Here is a 20597-nt window from a genome sequence, read left to right as displayed (position 1 = left end):
AACAAGGCACGGGAGGAAAAAATCGATGTCTGTATCCAACATCACAAAACCTATCATCACTAATATCGATATCAGCAAGGATTATGATGAAACTCAGGGATCGGATGATGTGCATTACCAAACGTTTGGCCGCATGGCGGCGTTTTTTGGTCGTGATATGCAGGCGCATCGCCATGATGGTTTTTTCCAACTGCATTATCTGGTGACAGGACGAATTGAACTACAACTGGATGAACAGCACTATTCCGTACAAGCCCCGCTGTTTATCCTGACTCCCCCTTCTGTTCCCCATGCTTTTTTTACGCAGGAAGACACGGACGGTTATGTCCTGACCGTCCGTCAGGCACTGATTACACCGTTGCTTAACTCGCTTTATCCTACTCATCGGGAACTGGTTGATATTCCTGCTATCTGCCTTTCTGTGGCGGATAAACCCGATGAACTGGAAACATTCAATCATTATTGGGCATTGATCGGGCGTGAATCAGCCAATCAATTTGCCGGGCGCGAACAATCGCTGGCATTTTTAGCTCAGTCACTGTTTACTTTTCTGCTGCGCAGTATTCCCCTTGATGATCATCATTCCGGTGGTGTTCGGGGAGAGTTAAAACTATTTCAGCGCTTTAACCAGTTGATTGATCAACATTATCACCAACATCTTGCCGTACCGGAATACGCGGAAAAATTGGGAATTACGGAATCTCGCCTGAAAGATATGTGCCGACGGTTTGCCAACCGCCCCCCCAAGCGCTTGATTTTTGACAAACAATTACGGGAAGCAAAGCGGTTATTACTGTTTAGTGACAGCCCGGTATTTGAAATAGCCTATCAGTTGGGATTTAAAGATCCGGCTTACTTTGCCCGGTTTTTTAATCGGCTGGTGGGATGTTCACCCAGTCTTTGGCGGGAGAGGAATGTTGCTGAGAAAAAAAGCATTCGATAGCTTTTACATTCTGGAAATTAAAAAAATAGAAATTAAATATCAAAATAATGTAGAAATCACGCCATTTAAATAAAAGCCTTCCATAAATACATCATGAAAGGCCAAAATATACTGAAAAATAATCGTTACCTAAAAAGCACTATCATAAATAAGAAAAATAAAAATCATTTTATTTATTTTCATGAGAGACACTCTGTTATAATTGGGGGCATTGTATCTATTTTCCCCAACCAAGGGTGAGAAGTGAAATTCCTATTTTCATGTATCGCTTCATAACTAAAAATAATACGACCTGGGCAAACATTTGCAAAGGAATTGAATCCACTCACAGATGTAATTGGAATACCAATTATTAAGCTTGTGCCATCAGTAGGTATTTTTCTATAAAAAACTTGCTCTAATTTTTTATTACTTGAATCAATTTTCAAAGATAATGTAACATCACTGCCTATAAGTGGTTTTGTTTTATCATTAGGATCATCCGTTCCTGTAATTTCAACAAATAATGCTTCATAATATGTGTTATTGGAATAATTAGACACAACACGGCAATTAATTATCTCATTTGCAACATTAGGAAGCGTACAATCATAAGGATTACTTTGTTTTATAATATAATTTTCATTTGAATGACCAAAACTAGGGTAAACAGTTAACATACTCATGATAACCTCTCTTTATTTTCCATTTAAAAAATCAAATGATACGCATGGCATCAAGCATAAAAAAGCATATAATAATTCAAAAATCAATCTCACTTTATCTATTTATAATAAACCAAAAACAGACATTATAATTTTTTATATAAGCTAAATTTTATGACAAGCAGCCTTTAAGTATTAACATTATATTTTAAAGTTTATGTTCTGTGTAATGAAATTTAATTATCAGTTGATAATATAAATATATTTCTCTTACATAAGATAACGCTATATAACTAGTGAAAAATATTAACCTATTTAGAGTTATTCCAATTGAACTATATTCCAGACAATTAAACTACAAGCAAAATGGAACATCGCTTCATAGTCCTCCACGCATTTTTCCCAGCGATTCAGTTTAAAACCATCTTATTCGCAGCAGTAACCTGCTCTGCTTTTCTCGATTGTATACAGAGTTCTTATCCCCGTGTTTTCAAATCTTTTTCCAACTACTCAGTTTAGGAGTCTTTATCTAAATGAAGCCTGACACGATAACGATGGCGTCCTGTATGCAAATTTTCTAATGTGGCAATAACGATCTTGATATCATGCGTATTGGCAGAAACCACAACAAGGGTTCTATTTACTGCCAAAATTCGTCTGAAATGAACCACTGTGTTATCGACTGATTATTCATAAAAAATAACGCCCTAAATGAAAAAAACAGGTTTACTATAATATAAAATGCCACCTATTGGGATAGGATCTTAGTTTACTTGAAATGGTTATTTATTTGTATTATTCCATCTAATATATAAATAATTTAGTATCATTGATAAAAAAGACAAAAATATGATAGTATAGTATCCATATCTGGCTTAAACTCACAATCCCACAAACATGGAATCGCGAAGCTGTAATTTGTTATCCTTGGAATAATCAAGCTTATCCTGCCCATCTTTATGCAGAAAAAGTCGCTTTTAAAGGAACATTAATATTTCGATATCGTTATGGATACATTTCCAAAAACAGGGGTAATCATGTCATCTTTTAAAGAAATTAAATCAATCACATCAATATTAAATTGTCATTATCTAGCTAAATGAAATCCCTAAAATGTATAAATATGGAGATAACCAATGATGTCATTACCCTGGAATCTCTTTTTGGCCAGAAGAGCAATTAATTTCGTAAATATAACACTTGGGATCACTTCACCCAATCAGCTCCCTGCCGAAACACAAGAACAACAAAATCAAAAAAGTGAATACAATAACCAAGTTTCCTTAATGCGGAATCGTGTCGAAAATATAGTAGATCGAGCCTGGAAGAGGCGAAATAGCCGTGAAGAACGCAACGATCTCTATCGGAAAGTCATTATGGGAACCAGCGCTTACGTCATAGAAAATCGTATCGGTAATTGTGCAGAAAAATCCTGTGTCGCATTTACTCGATTAAAAAGAATGGGGGCAAAACCACTCGAACTTTTTGAAATTAATATTAATAATCAAGATGACGATTATCATAGTATTGTCGTTATTGGCAGAACCACAGGGAATTCACAGCAACCCCGTACATGGAATCATGAAGCTGTAATTTGTGACGCCTGGAGTAAACAAGCCTACCCAAGCACACTTTATGAAAACAACATTGCATTCGCAGGACAATTAACCTTACTTCATCGATACGACTAACTATCTCGTGGGATAGACGCTATGTGCTTTGTTCACAATACCTGCCATCCCGCCTAATAGCAGGGATGCTTATCTCCAAAACACCAAGCCGATCACACTTTCATAACAATTTATTCTCATTCACCGAAAAGTACCCGCAAACCTTCCGAAAGTCTCTTCAAGAGAAGCCTTTTAATCGCTTCAATCAGATAGTGAAAAAAACATTAAATTAACATTTAATCCCCATATGAATAACAAGTCCAAATAGGGGATTATTTGACTGATGAGGTAGCTATGAAACTAGAAGATTTGCGTGCCGACCACAAACGCCCATTCACGGGCAAAGAGTATCTGAGTTCACTTCAAGATGGCCGTGAAATTTATATTTATGGTGAACGAGTCAAAGATGTTACAACGCACCCTGCTTTCCGTAATGCGGCTGCCTCAATTGGTCAACTATACGATGCCCTCCATGCACCGGAAACCCATGATGCGCTCTGTTGGAATACCGATACCGGTAATGATGGCTACACTCACAAATTCTTCCGTTTTGCTACCAGCTCTGATGATATCCGCCAACAACGCGATGCTATTGCAGAATGGTCACGGCAAAATTACGGTTGGATGGGACGCTCGCCCGATTATAAGGCCGCATTCTGCTGCTCATTGGGAGCTTATCCTGAATATTATGGGCCATTCGCTGATAATGCCCGTAGTTGGTATAAACGCATTCAGGAAAGTTGCATCTATTTCAACCATGCTATTGTTAATCCCCCTATTGATCGCCATAAGCCAGCAGATCAGGTCAAAGATATTTTTATTCAGATCGAAAAAGAGACGGATGCCGGAATTATTGTCAGTGGTGCCAAAGTCGTCGCCACCAACTCCGCACTGACTCACTATAACTTCATCGGCTTTGGTTCCGCACAGGTTATTGGGGATAATCCCGATTTTGCCCTGATGTTTGTCGCGCCCATGGATGCCGATGGCGTGAAATTAATTTCTCGCGCCTCTTATGAATTGGTAGCGGGCGCGACCGGATCACCTTTTGACTACCCCCTTTCCAGTCGGTTTGATGAAAATGACGCCATTTTGGTCATGGATAAGGTATTAATTCCATGGGAAAACGTGTTAATTTATCGCGATTTTGATCGTGCCCGTAACTGGGCGGTACAAAGCGGATTTGCCCGGTTGTTCCCCATGCAAGCCTGTGTGCGTCTTGCCGTTAAGCTGGACTTCATTACAGCGTTGTTGCAAAAGAGTCTTGAATGCACCGGTGTTGTGGATTTCCGCGGTGTTCAGGCCGATCTGGGAGAGGTCGTCGCATGGCGCAATCTGTTCTGGTCACTGACAGATGCCATGTGGGCAGAAGCCAAGCCGTGGGAAAATGGCGCTTATCTGCCGGATACCCAAGCGATTCAGACTTATCGCGTGATGGCTCCGATGGCTTACACGAAAATCAAGAATATTATTGAAAGTAATGTCACCAGTGGCTTGATTTATTTGCCATCCAGCGTGCGTGATATGAATAACCCTGAGATTAATAAGTATCTTGAAAAATATGTTCGTGGCTCTAATGGTATTGACCATGTAGAACGAATTAAAATTTTGAAATTAATGTGGGACGCCATTGGCAGTGAATTCGGCGGTCGCCATGAATTATATGAAATTAATTATGCCGGTAGCCAGGATGAAATTCGCCTGCAATGTCTGCGTCATGCTTATGGTTCCGGCAATATGAAGAAAATGACGGAATTGGTGGATCGCTGTCTCTCTGACTATGATTTGAATGGCTGGACCAGACCCCATTTACACAATAACCGTGATATTAACTTGTTAGATAAGCTGCTGAAATAAATCAGTAGCAGGAGGTCTATTATGTCTGTAGAAAATGAACATCGTCTGCGTTTCAGAGATGCGATGGCAAGCCTTTCCGCTGCGGTGAATATCATCACCACGGATGGCCCTGCGGGGCGCTGCGGTATGACTGCAACGGCAGTGTGCTCTGTGACAGATACACCTCCGACTTTAATGGTATGTATTAATCGCAATAGCGCCATGAATCCGGTATTTCAGGAAAATGGTAATCTGTGTGTCAATATTCTGAATCATGAACAAGAGCTAATGGCACGCCATTTCGCTGGCATGACCAACGTCAGTATGGAAGAGCGCTTCAAGTGGAATATTTGGAACACCGGAGTTTTGGGGCAACCGCAGCTACAAGAGACGCTTGCCAATCTGGAAGGACATATTGAGCAAGTGCAGGAAGTCGGCACTCATTATGTTTATCTGGTGGAAATAAAACAGATCATTGTTCAGGAAAAAGGCCACGGGCTGATTTACTTTAAGCGCAGTTTTCACCCTGTAATGGATGAAAACATGGCAATAACAGCTTAAAATAAAACCATTTTTGAAACAAAATCATACTCCGCATAGCCTCCCTTAAGATGAAGGTTCTTTATCAAAGAGCCTTCATCAATTTTAAAGAAGAGACGGAGACAGACTCAGTTCAAACTACCACCTTGCGTCTTAATGACCTGTTTATACCAGTAGAAGCTCTTCTTACGGCGTCGCTCCAATGTTCCTGTTCCCTGCTCATTCTGGTCAACATAAATATATCCGTAACGTTTGGCAATCTCGCCTTTTGAGGCACTAACCAGATCAATTGGCCCCCAGCTGGTATATCCCATAACATCTACACCATCATCAATCGCTTCTCTGACCTGGGCAAGGTGGTCATTAATATAATGAATGCGATAATCATCCTGAATACTGCCATCGGCTTCCACGGTATCTTTGGCTCCTAAGCCATTCTCAACAATAAACAATGGCTTTTGATAACGATCCCACAATAAATTGAGTAACGTGCGCAAACCAACCGGATCTATCTGCCAGCCCCACTCTGAACTGGAGAGATGTGGATTCGGGATCATATTCAGGACATTACCCTGTTGTTTCTGATACTCAGAGTCATCCCCCGATGTACAACCACTCATGTAATAACTGAATGAGACAAAATCAATCGTATTTTTCATCTCATGTTTATCTTGTTCAGTAATCGTGATTTCAATACCATTTTCGCGAAAATAACGCAGCATATAGCCCGGATAAGCACCACGACACTGTACGTCACCGAAAAACAGCCATTTTTGATTTTGTTGAAGAGTTGCCAGCACATCTTCGGGTTTACATGTCAATGGATACATCAGCCCTCCCAACAACATATTACCAATTTTGGCGTCAGGGATAATTTCATGACACAATTTCACCACACGGGCACTGGCAACTAACTGATGATGAATGGCTTGATAGATTTCTGATTGTGTGCTGGTTTTAGGTAACCCGACACCTGTTAATGGTTCATGTAGTGACATATTGATTTCATTGAACGTCAGCCACAATTTAACTTTTTTCTGGTAGCGGGTGAACACTGTGCGGGCGTAGTGTTCAAAAAAGTCGATCAGCCTGCGATTACCCCATCCTCCGTATTTTTTGACCAGTGTCCATGGCATCTCATAATGGGACAGCGTGATCAATGGCTTAATTCCATATTTCGCCATTTCATTGAATAGCTTGTCATAGAATGCCAGCCCTGCTTCATTGGGCTGCGTTTCGTCACCTTGTGGAAAAATCCGACTCCATGCAATAGAGGTACGCAGGCAGGTAAACCCCATTTCCGCAAACAGAGCGATATCTTCGGGGTAACGATGATAAAAATCGATGGCAATATCTTTAAGGTGCTGCGTGTTATCAGTCTCTCGCTCAATTACAGGCCCCATGATGCCCTGTGGTTGAACATCAGATGTCGAAAGCCCTTTTCCATCGGTTAAATAAGCACCTTCAACCTGATTGGCAGCAACTGCACCTCCCCATAGAAAATGTGTTGGGAACGGTTTCATGCGGATCTCCTCTTTGGGCATGTGGTGAACAATGGGATCAATGGGATCAATGACATTTTTCATCTTTGTTTTCTTTTGCGGAGAGTCTGGTGGAAAGTTTGGTGGAAGCCGGAAGCCCGAACAACCATGTCAATAAAGTTGAGATGACAAAAGCCAGCACAGTACCAATAATCGCTCCCCACACCGTACTATTGATACCCGTTGGTGGAATAATCTGGGTGAAAGTAAAAATATTGATCAACCCCATCGAATAGACAGCACTTTGGTAATAACCAATCACCGCGCTACCTATTGCCCCGGCAATACAGCCAAAAATAAATGGACGCCGATAAGGCAAAGTCACGCCATAAACCGCAGGTTCAGTAATACCAAACATACCGGAGGTCACAGCCGAACCTGACAACATTTTCAATTTAGCATCACGGGTACGCAGGAATACGCCAAAGGCCGCCCCCGTTTGTCCTATTACAGCAGGGAGCAGCAAAGGGGTTAACGTATCGTGCCCCATTACGGTTAAGTTATTAATTATAAGAGGGATAAACCCCCAATGCAGGCCAAAAATGACACAAATCTGCCAAACGGCTCCCATAATCGCCCCCGCCAGTGCCGGGGCAAACTCATAAACAGCCTGATAGCCATGTGCCAACAACTGGCTTAACCACGTTGCCGTTGGCCCGATAACAAGAAACACAATCGGGACAATCAACATAAGGCAAATAAGAGGAGTCACAAAGGTTTTGATTACGGTGGGGAGATAAGCATCTAGCTTCTTTTCAACTTTGCAACTAATCCAGGAAGCAAAAATAATCTGGATCACTGAAGAGCTGTAATTCAGGAATGAGAGTGGAATACCCATAAAATATTCCGTTGTGCCCCCACCAACCATTGATGCTTCAAAGGAGGAGATAATCATGGGATGGACTAATGCCCCCCCAATTCCCATCGTAATAAAGGGATTGCCACCAAATTTTTTACCCGCTGTATAGCCGAGCAAAAGAGGGAAAAAATAAAACAAAGAATCGCTGGCTGCATACCAGACATGATAAGTTCCACTATCAGGAGACATCCACTTCAGTGTAGTAGCAACCGCAAGCAATCCCTTTAAAATACCAGCCGCCGCCATGACACCCAGAAATGGGGTAAAAATACCGGAAACAATATCAATGAAGTGGTTAAACAGGCTGTCTTTCTTGCTAGTGAAGTCTGGTGTTACTTCCATCTTATCAGGAGGAGTCAATACTTGTTGAATAGTCTGGTAAACATCGTCCACTTCATTACCAATGACTACCTGAAACTGGCCCCCGCTTTCAACAACCGTCATAACACCTGACAGCGCTTTTATCTTGCCAACATCAGCAAATGTACTATCCCGCAGTTTAAATCGCAGCCGTGTTGCACAGTGGATAAGACTGATAATATTCTCCTGCCCACCAACACCTGCAATAATTTCTTGGGCCAGTCGCTGGTACTTCATGCTGTTTCCCCCACTTTCTCCATAACTTGTATTGCAAAGCAATGGCTTTTATTCAGGCGAAAAAAACTGACAACGCCATCCCTGTATGCCACGCAGGAAATCATTGCCAAATGTTATCTGCTGCGATTGAGTACAGAACAGTGATGATCTGTTTTCTGATTCTAGTTACTTTTATTTATCACTCAATTTACGAAAAATAGAAGTGTGATTGTGATCGCGGGGTTACATTAAAAACCTGAATTCGGGATAAAAGATTGAACTCAGTGCCTGTTGCAAGAACAGGGCTTACTGCCAAGAAAACACCGTTACTAATAAGGGACAGGCATGGATAAATGAATGGAATTTCTTATGATGCTGATGATTTTTATCGCGTTTTTATTCCATGGCGGGAACTAACCACAAAAGCTTTTCCGCTTTGTAACTACTTCACTTACTTAAAAGACGCCATTGAATATTACCCACTCAGAGATGAATATCTTAGTGACGATTTAACCAAAACTCAGATTAATATAAATATCAGAAATAAACCGCCAATACATAACAAAAAATTAATATATAGATATTTATAATTAAATTTAATCTTTACTCTTCTTTCATCCACTATTTCCTGACAAAGAACAAATAGATTAGATTAAATGACGATCAAATTGATTCATTTACGAACATACAAATCCCTGATTAATATTTTTTGATATTAATTTAGTGAATATTCTGTCAAATCTGGTATTACTTTTTTTACGTTACTGTGATCAATCGTTGAGAAGATATTATATCAGTATATTAACCTCCCTCGCTTCACGATCACCCTGAATAAATAAACAAAATCACAACCCGTGCGATACATTACGTTACAAATATGTTAACAACAGTATAATCATCTGGATGTATTGCCCATCGGAATAATAGCTAACAGAGGCATTCACTATGAGTAAAACCGCCCCGGTCGGTTTATGGGATCAACCGAAACCCTTTTTCATGATTTTTTTCGTTGAATTGTGGGAACGATTCGGTTATTACGGCGTTCAAGGCATTCTTGCCGTTTACTTCGTTCAGCAACTTGGTTTTTCAGAAGAAGAATCATTTATTACTTTCGGTGCATTTACTGCACTGGTTTACGGCCTGATTTCTGTCGGTGGTTATGTCGGAGATCACTTACTCGGGACAAAGCGGACAATTGTGTTGGGTGCCATTATACTGGCAATCGGCTACTTTATGATTGGCCTTTCCATCATAGAACCTGAGCTGATTTTCTATGCCTTAGGAACCGTCGCTGTTGGTAATGGCCTTTTCAAAGCCAACCCTGCCAGCCTGCTGGCAAAGTGCTATCAGCCACAAGATCCGCGTTTAGATGGTGCATTTACGCTATTTTATATGTCCATCAACCTCGGTTCTCTGGTTTCCCTCTCCCTCGCTCCCGTCATTGCTGAAAAATATGGTTATGCCCTCACCTATAATATCTGTGGTATTGGCCTGATTATTGCCCTGCTGGTTTATATTGCCTGCCGTCGCATGATACATAACATCGGTTCAGACCCCGACCATGCTCCGATAAATTATATGACTCTGTTTTTAGTGCTGGTTGGTGCAGTGGCGATGATTGGCATCTGTGCATGGTTACTGCACAACATCAAAATTGCCAATATTGCCCTCATGGCGATTTCTACCATTGTTGTCGTGATTTTCTTCTGGCAGGCATTCAAACAGGACAAAGCCGGCCGCAATAAAATGTTCGTGGCATTTATTCTGATGCTTCAGGCTATCGTGTTCTTTATCCTGTATAACCAGATGCCGACTTCCCTCAACTTCTTTGCAATCAACAACGTCCACCACCAGATTCTGGGCTTTAATATCAACCCCATCAGTTTTCAGGCACTAAACCCATTCTGGATCATCGTTGTCAGCCCTATTCTGGCCGTGCTGTACACCCGACTGGGGGCCAAAGGTAAAGACTTTTCGATGCCAACAAAATTCACTGTCGGCATGTTCCTGTGCTCACTGGGCTTCCTGACTGCCGCAGCGTCTGGCTTATTTGCCGATGAGAATGGCATCACATCTCCGTGGTTTATCGTGCTGGTGTATCTGTTCCAGAGCGTAGGTGAACTAATGATTAGTGCCTTGGGGCTAGCGATGGTGGCAGCCTTTGTTCCCAGCTATCTGACTGGCTTCATTTTGGGCATGTGGTTCCTGTCACAAGCGGCAGCATCAATATTGGGCAGTTATGTGGCAACCTTCACTGCCGCACCAGAAGGTGTCAATGACCCTCTGCAAACCCTGCCACTTTATACTGGCGTATTTGGTAAAATCGGTATCGCCACGCTAGTCATCGCCATCATTATGGCCTTTATGGTGCCATGGTTGAACCGTATTATTAAAGAAGACATGAAGGCGTAATCGCCCTCATTCTGTCGGCTTAAGCACATTTTCCGCTCGCTGATTCATTAATATTACGAGCGGAAATTGTTTTTCCACATAATCAGTGAAAAATAAAATATCATTTTTCCTTCCTTATTTAATATTTATGACACGCCCTTCCTATTCCTTTCTTTCTTTTTTATACGTTAACCTATTAATCTAATCACTTACTCTCAACCTGATCCAAAAAACAATTTGATAAACTTTATGCCATTAAGATAGGTACCAAATTTTATTATTGCTTTATAGCCGCCATTAAAAAACAATCAATTATAGAAAACGATGTTTTAACCGCGACATAAAAAACACTGTTTAGTTAAATAAAAAACATTACCAATCATTGAATTTATCTCTTTTTTAACTGCAAAAATACTTTTTTAGTATCCCGTCATCATCACAATGAATATTCTCTTTCAATTTAAAAGGAATCTATATGGATACATATACAACTGAACTTCCTGATGTATTGAAAAGTCAGTGCGGTTTCAACTGCTTAACTGATATTTGTCATTATTCCTTTGATGAATTCCGCCAACAAGTCAGCGGGCACCTTTCCTGGTCAGAGACGCAACATCTTTACCGTAGTGCACAGCAGGCACAAAAAGAAAACCGGTTATATGAAGCCAGACTGCTTAAACGTGCCAACCCCCAGCTACAAAATGCCTTATATCTTGCCATCACTATGCCTCACGCAGAGTTACGTGGCTATAATGATGAATTCGGCAATCGGGCTGCCCGATATGTGGCTCCGGGCGCGGTTTCCTCCATGTTTTCTCCGGCGGCTTATCTGACTGAACTGTATCGCGAGTCACATCAGTTACATGGGAAAGACCCAGCTTATCATCTGGATAAACGCCGCCCGGATTTGCAGTCGCTAATATTGAGCCAGAGTAATATGGATAGCGTGATTTCTACGCTGTCACTTTCCAATGAGCTGTTACTGGAAGGTATCAAAACAGAAGATGGGCTGGCGAATCAATCCGAAGTCATGGAGAAGTTGTCAACTTTCCGTCTCTCCGGTGCCACACCTTATCACGACGCTTATGAACATGTCCGCAAAGTGATTCAGCTGCAAGACCCAAACCTTGAGCAACTCCGGGCATCTCCCGACGTTGCCGGACTGATGAGTTCAGCATCTCTATTAGGCATTAACGCATCGGTATCACCGGAATTGTTTAATATCTTGACGGAAGAGATCACAGAAGAAAATGCCGAAGAACTCTATAAAAAGAACTTCGGTGAAGTTGATCCGGCATTAATGTCCTCACCGGCTTATTTAAAAGAATATTACAGTCTCAGTGATGATGAATTACGTTTATTTATTGGAAAAGCCAGTAATTTTGGGCAAACTGAATATTTCAACAATCAACTTATTACCCCAATTGTACAAAATGATGGTTCTGTTAAAGTTTATCTAATTATCCGTGAATATACCTTAAATGCCAACCAGATTAACGAGGTAGGTTTATTTCCCATCGATGGAAATAAATATAAACTCAATTATAATTTCAGTGACTTCTGGAATTCTGAGTATTTATCTATCCGGTTAGAAAACTCAAAAGAACTTGCCCGTGTTCCTGGTGCACCTCAAAAAAATCTTGAATATTCCGTCGAAATTACATTAAGTGAAGAAGACATCAGCCAACCTTTCCAACTTTATTTAAGAAGAGTGCTGCCTAATGGTAGTTTTGCCAATACAGCAACTCAATTCTCTATTGAAGATTATAATCAACACTCCTTCCTGTTAAAACTCAATAAAGCGATTCGCCTTTTCCGTGCCACAGGATTACCGCCCATGGTGCTGGAAAATATCATATTGAGTGTTAATCAAGAGTTAGATATTAACGCTAAAGTATTGGGACAGATCTTCTTAGTTATCTATTATATGCAGCATTATAAAATTGATGCTGAAATAGCACTGATACTCTGTAATACTTTTATTTCACAATATACCCCAGATAACCAAGTCAGCCAATTTGATCATTTATTTAATTCTCCGCCCCTCAATGGTCAGAGTTTCTCTGCCGATGGGATAAAAATCGACCTGAATCCGGGAAGTAGCGATGATTGGCGTAAGGCCGTGCTCAAACGTGCGTTCAATGCCGATGATATTTCACTTTATCGCCTGTTGCAGATCAGCCACCGCGATAATAGCGACGGCTACATAGTGAATAATCTGGAAAACCTGTCTTCTCTCTATCTTGCCAGGCTGTTGGCTGAAATCCACCAGCTCACCATTGATGAACTGGATTTACTGTTAATTACTCTCGGAGAGGGAAAAACCAGTTTATCCGGCATTGAAGATCAAGCACTATCAGATCTGATAAATAAACTCGGTGCCGTGATCCAATGGCTAACGGATAAACAATATCAGGTTTATCCGTTATTTGTCATGACCACAACCCGTTATGATCAGACATTGACACCTGAAATCCAGAATCTGTTCGATACGGTTTATAACGGTCTGCAAGGCTTTACTCCTTCACAAGGCGAGCCGGACAATCTTCTGAAAGCGATGTCACCTTATATTGCGGCTACCCTTCAATTACCTTCTGAATATGCTGCCCATTCCATTCTTCTCTGGGCAGATAAGCTGCAACCCAGTGACGGAAAGATGACCGCCCAAAAATTCTGGGAATGGTTAAAGGCTCAGTACACTGACAATCCCGTTAACTCCTCCACTACACAATCACAAGCTGTGGAATATTGTCAGTGCCTGTCACAGCTCACTTTGATTTACCGCTCTACCGGATTGACTGAATACGCTTTCAATCTATTCGTCACCCAACCCGAGGTTTTCGGCTTCCCTGTCGGGAGTGCACCGGCACATAATGCACTTTCCCTGATGATGCTGACGCATTTTGCTGATTGGACTAATACGCTGGGAGATAAAGCATCCTCCACCCTTACCGCGTTTTCAAATAAAATATTAAAAGCACATATGGTCGCGGATGCGATGATGCTTGATGTCAACCTGTTGTTACAAGCCAGCACCCAAGCGAAAGCGCATAACCAAATAACGGATGAGAATGCCTTCTCAAGCTGGATATCCATCAATATTATCCTGCAATGGATCAATGTCTCACAGCAGTTGAACATCGCGCCGCAAGGCGTTTCAGCACTGGTTGCCCTGGACTATATTCCACGGATACCGGATACTGCTCTCCCGACTTATCGCCAGTGGGAAACCTCAGCCGGTATATTAACTGCCGGATTAGATAACCAACAGGCAGATTTGCTACGTGCTTTCCTTGATGAAGCCCGTAGTGCTGCATTAAGCACCTATTATATCCGTGAAATTGCCAACAACGCTGGTGTCGCAATTCAGAGCCGTGATGACCTCTATCAGTATCTTTTGATCGACAATCAGGTTTCTGCCGCGATTAAAACCACCCGCATCGCCGAAGCCATTGCCAGCATTCAGTTGTATGTCAACCGCACACTGGAAGGCGTTGAACAAAACGCTGATTCCGGCGTAATCACCCGCCAGTTCTTTATCGACTGGGATCAATACAATAAGCGCTACAGCACATGGGCGGGTGTTTCCCTACTGGTTTATTATCCTGAAAACTATATCGACCCGACCATGCGTATCGGGCAGACCAAGATGATGGATGCGTTGTTGCAGCAGATCAGCCAAAGCCAGCTCAATACGGATATTGTCGAAGATGCCTTTATGTCTTATTTGACGTCGTTTGAACAGGTTGCGAATCTGGAAGTAGTCAGTGCCTATCATGACAATGTTAACGATGATCAAGGGTTGACTTATTTTATCGGCCGCAGTGAAACCGAAACCAGAGAATATTACTGGCGCAGTGTCGATCACAGTAAATTCAGTGATGGAAAATTTGCAGCCAATGCCTGGAGCGAATGGAGCAAAATTGATTGCCCGGTTAACCCTTACCAGAACACTGTCCGGCCAGTGATATATAAATCCCGTCTGTATATCATCTGGCTGGAACAAAAAGAGATCACCAAGCCTAAAAATGACGGTAACAACCAAACTACGACCACAACAGAATATCACTATGATCTGAAACTGGCGCATATCCGTTACGATGGCTCATGGAATACGCCATTTACCTTTGATGTAAACGCTAAAATCACGAGCTTGACATTGCAGCAGAAAGAAGCACCCGGGCTATATTGTGCTGGCTATCAAGGTGAAGATACCTTGCTGGTCATGTTTTATAAAAAGACAGAAAACCTGGATGGCTATAACCCCGATGACCCTGATTCTATCTCCACACAGGGATTATATATTTTTGAGGATATGTCTTTCTCTGATATGGGTGCAGACAAAGTTGAGGAATATCAGAAGAATAGCTATCACCAGTTTGATACCAATGGGGTCAGAAGAGTCAATAATCGTTATGCTGAGCACTACGAGATCCCATCATCAATAACTAACCGAACAGGTTATAGTTGGGGTGATGGCGCTCTCAGCATGGTGTATGGAGGTAGTATTCCGATAATCAGTTATGTCGCATCTTCAAGTATGCTGACAGTGAGTATTTCCCCCAAATTAAGCATTATCCATAATGGCCTTGAAGGCAGGCAGCGTAATCAATGTAATGTGATGAAAAAATATGGGAAATTAGGGGATAATTTTATTATTTATGACAATCTCAAAGTTAATCTGAGTCACTCATCTAAAGATCTCCTGTTTTATCCCGTTTATCAATATAGCGGAAATGTCAGTCAATTAAATAAAGGCAGATTACTGTTTTACCGTGATACGGATTACTCATCAAATGTAGAGGCAAAGATTCCCGACGCGAAGCGTGAATTGTCTAAGCCTAACGCCGCTATCGGATATGATTTTATTGAGGATGAGAAGAATAATCCTGATGATTTTAAACATTATATCTTAATGACGGATTCTAAAGGTATTGCCACTGATATTAATGTGGATACCACAGTTAATCCTCCCGCTGGTTTCAAAGAAATAAAGACCAGCATTTCACCTAATAAGGTTGAAGTTAAAGTTAAGTTTATTAAGCAAGACGGCTCAGCAGGAGAACAAACATTTAACGCAGATCAAAATGTCTCTAATAAACCTGCCGCCAATTTCGAAGAGATGAATTACCAGTTCAAGAAATTGGACATTGATGCTTCTCAACTGAAATTTGTTAATAACACCGCCAGTATTGATGTCACATTTACCGCCTTTGCGGAAGATGGTCGTCAACTCGGGACAGAAAGCTTCAGCATTCCTGTCACCAAAAAAGTCAGTTCTGATACCGCCCTTATTCTCTATCACGATAAACGGAATGATAAGAAGAGTGGCGCTCAATATATGCAGTGGGGGATTCATCGTGTCCGCCTGAACACCTTGTTTGCCCGTCAATTGGTCAGCCGGGCAACAACAGGTATTGATACCATACTCAGTATGGATACCCAAAACATCCAAGAACCTCAACTTGGTGAAGGGTTCTATGTAACGTTTAATTTTCCCCCCTATAATCAATCAGTTCATGGTGATAAACGCGGGTTCAAGCTCTATCTCAACAAAGCGCCTGATGATAATCCTGATGATAATTCGAGTGTTATTTATACAGGGCAATTTGGCGATGCAACACTTAGTACTACTTTGTTTATCCCTACTGGCAGCGGGCCATTAAAACCGGATAACGGGGATATCGCTACGGTTTATATGACCTACGCAAAATCAACTACTCCTTTACCTAAGGTTTCCTTCGAGAAGGATCAAAGCGGGAATATCACTAATTCGTCTCCTGATGTTAACTATTTTCAGTCGGTTGAAATTCTGAGTGATAATCACACCGAACCCATGGATTTCAGTGGTGCCAACTCCCTCTATTTCTGGGAATTGTTCTACTATACGCCTATGCTGGTTGCACAACGCCTGCTACATGAGCAGAACTTCAATGAAGCCAACCGCTGGCTGAAATATGTCTGGAGTCCTTCCGGTTATATTGTTCATGGGCAAATTCAAACCTATAAGTGGAATGTCCGTCCATTATTGGAAGACACCAGTTGGAACAGCGATCCACTGGATTCCGTTGACCCGGATGCCATAGCCCAGCACGATCCCATGCACTATAAGGTTTCTGCCTTTATGCGCATGCTGGATTTGCTGATTGCCCGCGGAGATCATGCCTACCGCCAACTGGAACGCGATACCCTGAACGAAGCCAAGATGTGGTATATGCAGGCCATGTATCTACTGGGAGACAAACCTTACCTGCCGCTCTCAACCGGTTGGGATAACCCTCGCTTAAGCGACGCGGCTGATACCACAACCCGGAAGGCTCATGCCCAATCCATGATGCTGCTACGGCAAAATACAGCCAGAAGCCAAAAAACGCCTCAAGTCCTTACGGCTAACAGCCTCACTAAGCTGTTCCTGCCGCAAGTCAATGAAGTGATGATGAATTACTGGCAGACACTGGATCAACGCCTGTATAACTTGCGTCACAATCTTTCTATCGACGGTCAACCGCTCACTCTGCCTATTTTCGCCACTCCTGCCGATCCTAAGGCGCTGTTGAGTGCGGCAGTGGCTGCTTCACAGGGCGGCGGGGCGCTTCCCCAGCTATCAACCCCACTCTGGCGTTTCCCACAAATGCTGGAGAATGCCCGTAGCATGGTTGGTCAATTGATGCAGTTCGGCTCTACGTTGCAAAACATCATTGAGCGGCAGGATGCCGAAGCCTTGAATGCCCTGCTGCAAAATCAGGCCAAAGAGTTAATGCTGACCAACCTGAAAATTCAGGATAAAACGATTGAGGAGTTGGATACCGAAAAAACCGTGCTGGAGAAATCCAGAGAAGGCGCTCAAGCCCGCTATGACCACTATCGCGGCTTATATGAAGAAGATATCAATGCCGGAGAAAAGGCCGCTATGGGAATGAGAACCACTTCTCAAACCATTGCCGCAGGCTTGAAAGGATTACATATGGCAGCAGCAGCGCTGGATATGGTGCCAAACATATTCGGTTTTGCGGTGGGAGGAACCCGTTATGGGGCAATTGCTAATGCCGTGGCAATTGGTGGTAGCATTGCCGCCGACAGTCTGCAAATTGCTTCCGATGCAATTGCTCAATCTGAAGCATGGCGTCGGCGTCGTCAAGAATGGGATATCCAACGCAAGAATGCGGAAGCCGAGCTGAAACAGATTGATGCGCAATTTAACTCACTGGCAATACGCCGTGAAGCGGCTGTCCTGCAAAAAGACAGCCTGAAAGTCCAACAAGAACAGACGCAGGCACAACTGGCCTTCCTGCAACGCAAGTTCAGTAATCAGGCACTCTATAACTGGCTAAGAGGCCGATTATCCGCAGTTTATTTCCAATTCTATGATTTAGCCGTTACCCGCTGCCTGATGGCAGAAATGGCCTATCGCTGGGAAGCCAATGATCAATCTGCCAGTTTGATTAAATTCGGCGCATGGCAAGGAGCCTATGCAGGCTTGCTTGCTGGTGAATCCCTGATGCTGAATCTGGCACAGATGGAAGACGAGTATTTGAAAAACAGCCAACGAGCACTGGAAGTCGAACGCACGATTTCTCTCTCTTCGGTATATAAAGATTTATCCAACAATAAATTCGATCTGGCAACGAAAATAGCTGAATTGGTGAAAGAGGGTAAAGGCAGTGCGGGTGACGGACTCAACACGCTGACGTTTGGCACAGGAACCGATACCAAAGCCTCTCTGGAAGCTTCCGTTTCCTTAGCCGATTTAAAAATCAGCGAGGATTACCCTGCATCGCTTGGTAAAATTCGTCGTATCAAACAAGTCAGTATTACCTTGCCTGCGCTGTTAGGCCCTTATCAGGATGTTCAGGCTGTCCTTTCTTATGGTGGTGAGAACAAGTGGTTAGCTCCTGGCTGTAAAGCGTTGGCTATTTCCCGTGGCATGGATGACAGCGGTCAATTCCAGCTAGATTTCAATGATGGTAAATTCTTGCCGTTTGAAGGCATTGCGATAGATGATAAAGGTGCGCTTGTATTAAGTTTCCCTCATATACTAATGAAATGGACTCCTCCCCAAATCGGCTTCAGTGAGCCATGCTGAATATATCAGCACAATATGAAGAGGTGTCCCATGGAACAAATTATTGGAATTGATCTGGCAAAGCGAGTTTTCCAGTTAAATATCGTGTCTTCTTCTGGGAAACCGATTCAGAACAAAATGGTATCCCGTGAAAAGCTTCCCGCTTTCATTGCCCAACAACCACCTTCACGAATAGTCATGGAAGCCTGTGGAAGTGCCAATTACTGGAGTCGTCAATTCAGACAGTTTGGTCATGAAGTTAAACAAATCAGCCCACAATACGTGACACCTTTCAGAATGGGCAGCAAAAATGACAAAAATGATGCGATTGCCATTGTGGAAGCTGACAGCCGGCCGGGAATGAGATATGTGCCTGAAAAAACAATAGAACAACAGGATATTCAGTGTCTACATCGGGTTCGTCAGCGTCTGATGAAAAACCGAACAGCACTGATTAACCAGATACGCGGATTAGGGCTGGAATATGGCATTACCATGCCTGAAGGGGCTCATAAGGTCGCACAATGTTTACGGGAACATCTGGAAGATGCTAAGAATGAATTGACCGTATTGAGTCGTCAATTATTGCAGGAATTGCTGTTTGAACTGAAAGATCTTCAGCAGCGCCTGAATGAACTGGATAAACGGTTTGACCATCTGAATGCTCAAAATGAGGATATTCGTCGATTACTGACTTTACCGGGTATTGGGCCACTGGGCGCTTCCGCTCTGATGATAGCGTTGGGAGACAGTCAAGAGTTTAAGAACGGTCGCCATTTTGCCAGTTACCTGGGATTGGTGCCGAAAGAACACAGTAGTGGTGGAAAAACCCGGCAACTCGGTATCAGTAAACGGGGAGATGCCTACTTACGGGGAATACTGATCCATGGTGCCCGTTCTGTCATATATCGACTTAGCAAGCGGCCTGATGAGCAATGTAATGAATTACAGCGCTGGCTGAAAAGTTTGATAGAACGTAGTGGCATCAATAAAGCCGCAGTAGCATTAGCCAATAAAAATGCCCGAATAGCTTGGGCATTGGTTAATAAACAATCGGTTTATATTCCCCGATAAGGTGAAATGTTAGTTTAATCATGTTGTTGAAGTCCATAAGTAGATGTACTGACAGGTAGTACCGACTCTCTGTGAACCTGGTAAGATCCTTAGCCTGATAAAGCTGTTGCACTAGTGAGGGCAGAGAGTGCGGATTTTCATCAGGGCTCTTTGAAGCCGAATATATGTTTGCGACTACTTTTGTCAGAAAAATACGTTACCTACTTGAATTAAGTCGGTGTCCATATAAGGATCTTAAGCAGTAACCGTATATTTTAGATAGAAAAAAGGCTTCATTTATGATCTGATAATCGTCGCCAAACTAATATCAAAATCAAGGATGAAGCCTGTGACGATTATCTCTGTAAAATACCAGCTAATGCAATTCTTTAGTGACTTTTCTTTGCTAAAAGTGGCCTTGGGGTGTGGGTTCACTAAACGTGTCAGAAATATTGAGCCACGCACATTGCTCTTCAGCCTGA

The 20597-nt window shown here is 42.4% G+C and carries 10 protein-coding genes and 2 pseudogenes; 8 read left to right on the top strand and 4 right to left on the bottom strand.

Annotated elements, in window-relative coordinates; all coding sequences use genetic code 11:
- Positions 1–25 precede the first annotated feature (25 nt).
- A complete protein-coding gene (gene hpaA / locus AAC854_RS09295; RefSeq protein WP_340616847.1) occupies positions 26–943 on the top strand; it encodes a 4-hydroxyphenylacetate catabolism regulatory protein HpaA in 918 nt (305 codons plus the stop codon).
- A gap of 179 nt (positions 944–1122) precedes the next feature.
- Here hpaA and AAC854_RS09290 read toward each other — a convergent pair whose 3' ends face one another.
- Both AAC854_RS09290 and AAC854_RS09285 read right to left on the bottom strand, forming a co-directional pair.
- Positions 1123–1608 (bottom strand): hypothetical protein, encoded by a 486-nt coding sequence (locus tag AAC854_RS09290; protein ID WP_340616846.1) that lies wholly within the window; start codon positions 1606–1608, stop codon positions 1123–1125.
- A 300-nt stretch (positions 1609–1908) separates the two neighbouring features.
- Positions 1909–2219, bottom strand: a pseudogene (locus AAC854_RS09285) (transposase family protein); the annotation flags it as partial.
- A 504-nt stretch (positions 2220–2723) separates the two neighbouring features.
- Between AAC854_RS09285 and AAC854_RS09280 the strand changes: the two are divergent.
- From AAC854_RS09280 to hpaC, 3 genes are all read left to right on the top strand, one after another.
- Positions 2724–3278: a hypothetical protein gene (locus AAC854_RS09280; protein WP_340616845.1), complete on the top strand. Its 555-nt coding sequence runs from the start codon at positions 2724–2726 to the stop codon at positions 3276–3278.
- Between the two features lie 273 nt (positions 3279–3551).
- Positions 3552–5114 (top strand): 4-hydroxyphenylacetate 3-monooxygenase, oxygenase component, encoded by a 1563-nt coding sequence (gene hpaB, locus AAC854_RS09275; protein WP_340616844.1) that lies wholly within the window; start codon positions 3552–3554, stop codon positions 5112–5114.
- A gap of 21 nt (positions 5115–5135) precedes the next feature.
- Positions 5136–5654 carry a 4-hydroxyphenylacetate 3-monooxygenase, reductase component gene (gene hpaC / locus AAC854_RS09270; RefSeq protein ID WP_340616843.1) on the top strand — a complete coding sequence of 173 codons (519 nt, stop codon included), beginning with the start codon at positions 5136–5138 and terminating at the stop codon, positions 5652–5654.
- A gap of 107 nt (positions 5655–5761) precedes the next feature.
- Here hpaC and AAC854_RS09265 read toward each other — a convergent pair whose 3' ends face one another.
- Together AAC854_RS09265 and AAC854_RS09260 are read right to left on the bottom strand one after the other, a co-directional pair.
- Positions 5762–7156 carry a glycoside hydrolase family 1 protein gene (locus tag AAC854_RS09265; protein WP_340616863.1) on the bottom strand — a complete coding sequence of 465 codons (1395 nt, stop codon included), beginning with the start codon at positions 7154–7156 and terminating at the stop codon, positions 5762–5764.
- Positions 7157–7256: 100 nt separating this feature from the next.
- Positions 7257–8630 (bottom strand): annotated as a pseudogene (locus AAC854_RS09260) (PTS transporter subunit EIIC); the annotation flags it as partial.
- Between the two features lie 332 nt (positions 8631–8962).
- Between AAC854_RS09260 and AAC854_RS09255 the strand changes: the two are divergent.
- The 4 genes from AAC854_RS09255 to AAC854_RS09240 all read left to right on the top strand — a co-directional run bounded on the left by AAC854_RS09255 (position 8963) and on the right by AAC854_RS09240 (position 20136).
- The gene (locus AAC854_RS09255; protein WP_340616842.1) at positions 8963–9199 is read left to right on the top strand and encodes a hypothetical protein; all 237 of its coding nucleotides are present in this window, start codon (positions 8963–8965) and stop codon (positions 9197–9199) included.
- 355 nt (positions 9200–9554) lie between these two features.
- Positions 9555–11021 (top strand): dipeptide/tripeptide permease DtpB, encoded by a 1467-nt coding sequence (gene dtpB, locus AAC854_RS09250; protein WP_340616841.1) that lies wholly within the window; start codon positions 9555–9557, stop codon positions 11019–11021.
- A 454-nt stretch (positions 11022–11475) separates the two neighbouring features.
- Entirely contained in the window at positions 11476–19083 is a 7608-nt protein-coding gene (locus AAC854_RS09245; RefSeq protein WP_340616840.1) for a Tc toxin subunit A-related protein, read from the top strand.
- 30 nt (positions 19084–19113) lie between these two features.
- Complete coding sequence (locus AAC854_RS09240; RefSeq protein ID WP_273549707.1) at positions 19114–20136, top strand: IS110 family RNA-guided transposase; 1023 nt, start codon at positions 19114–19116, stop codon at positions 20134–20136.
- Positions 20137–20597 lie beyond the last annotated feature (461 nt).

The sequence above is a fragment of the Xenorhabdus entomophaga genome (assembly GCF_037996725.1).
GTDB classification, from domain to species: Bacteria; Pseudomonadota; Gammaproteobacteria; order Enterobacterales; family Enterobacteriaceae; genus Xenorhabdus; species Xenorhabdus khoisanae.
Note: the sequence above shows the minus strand (reverse complement) of the source record. Positions and strands in the feature narration are given on the sequence as shown.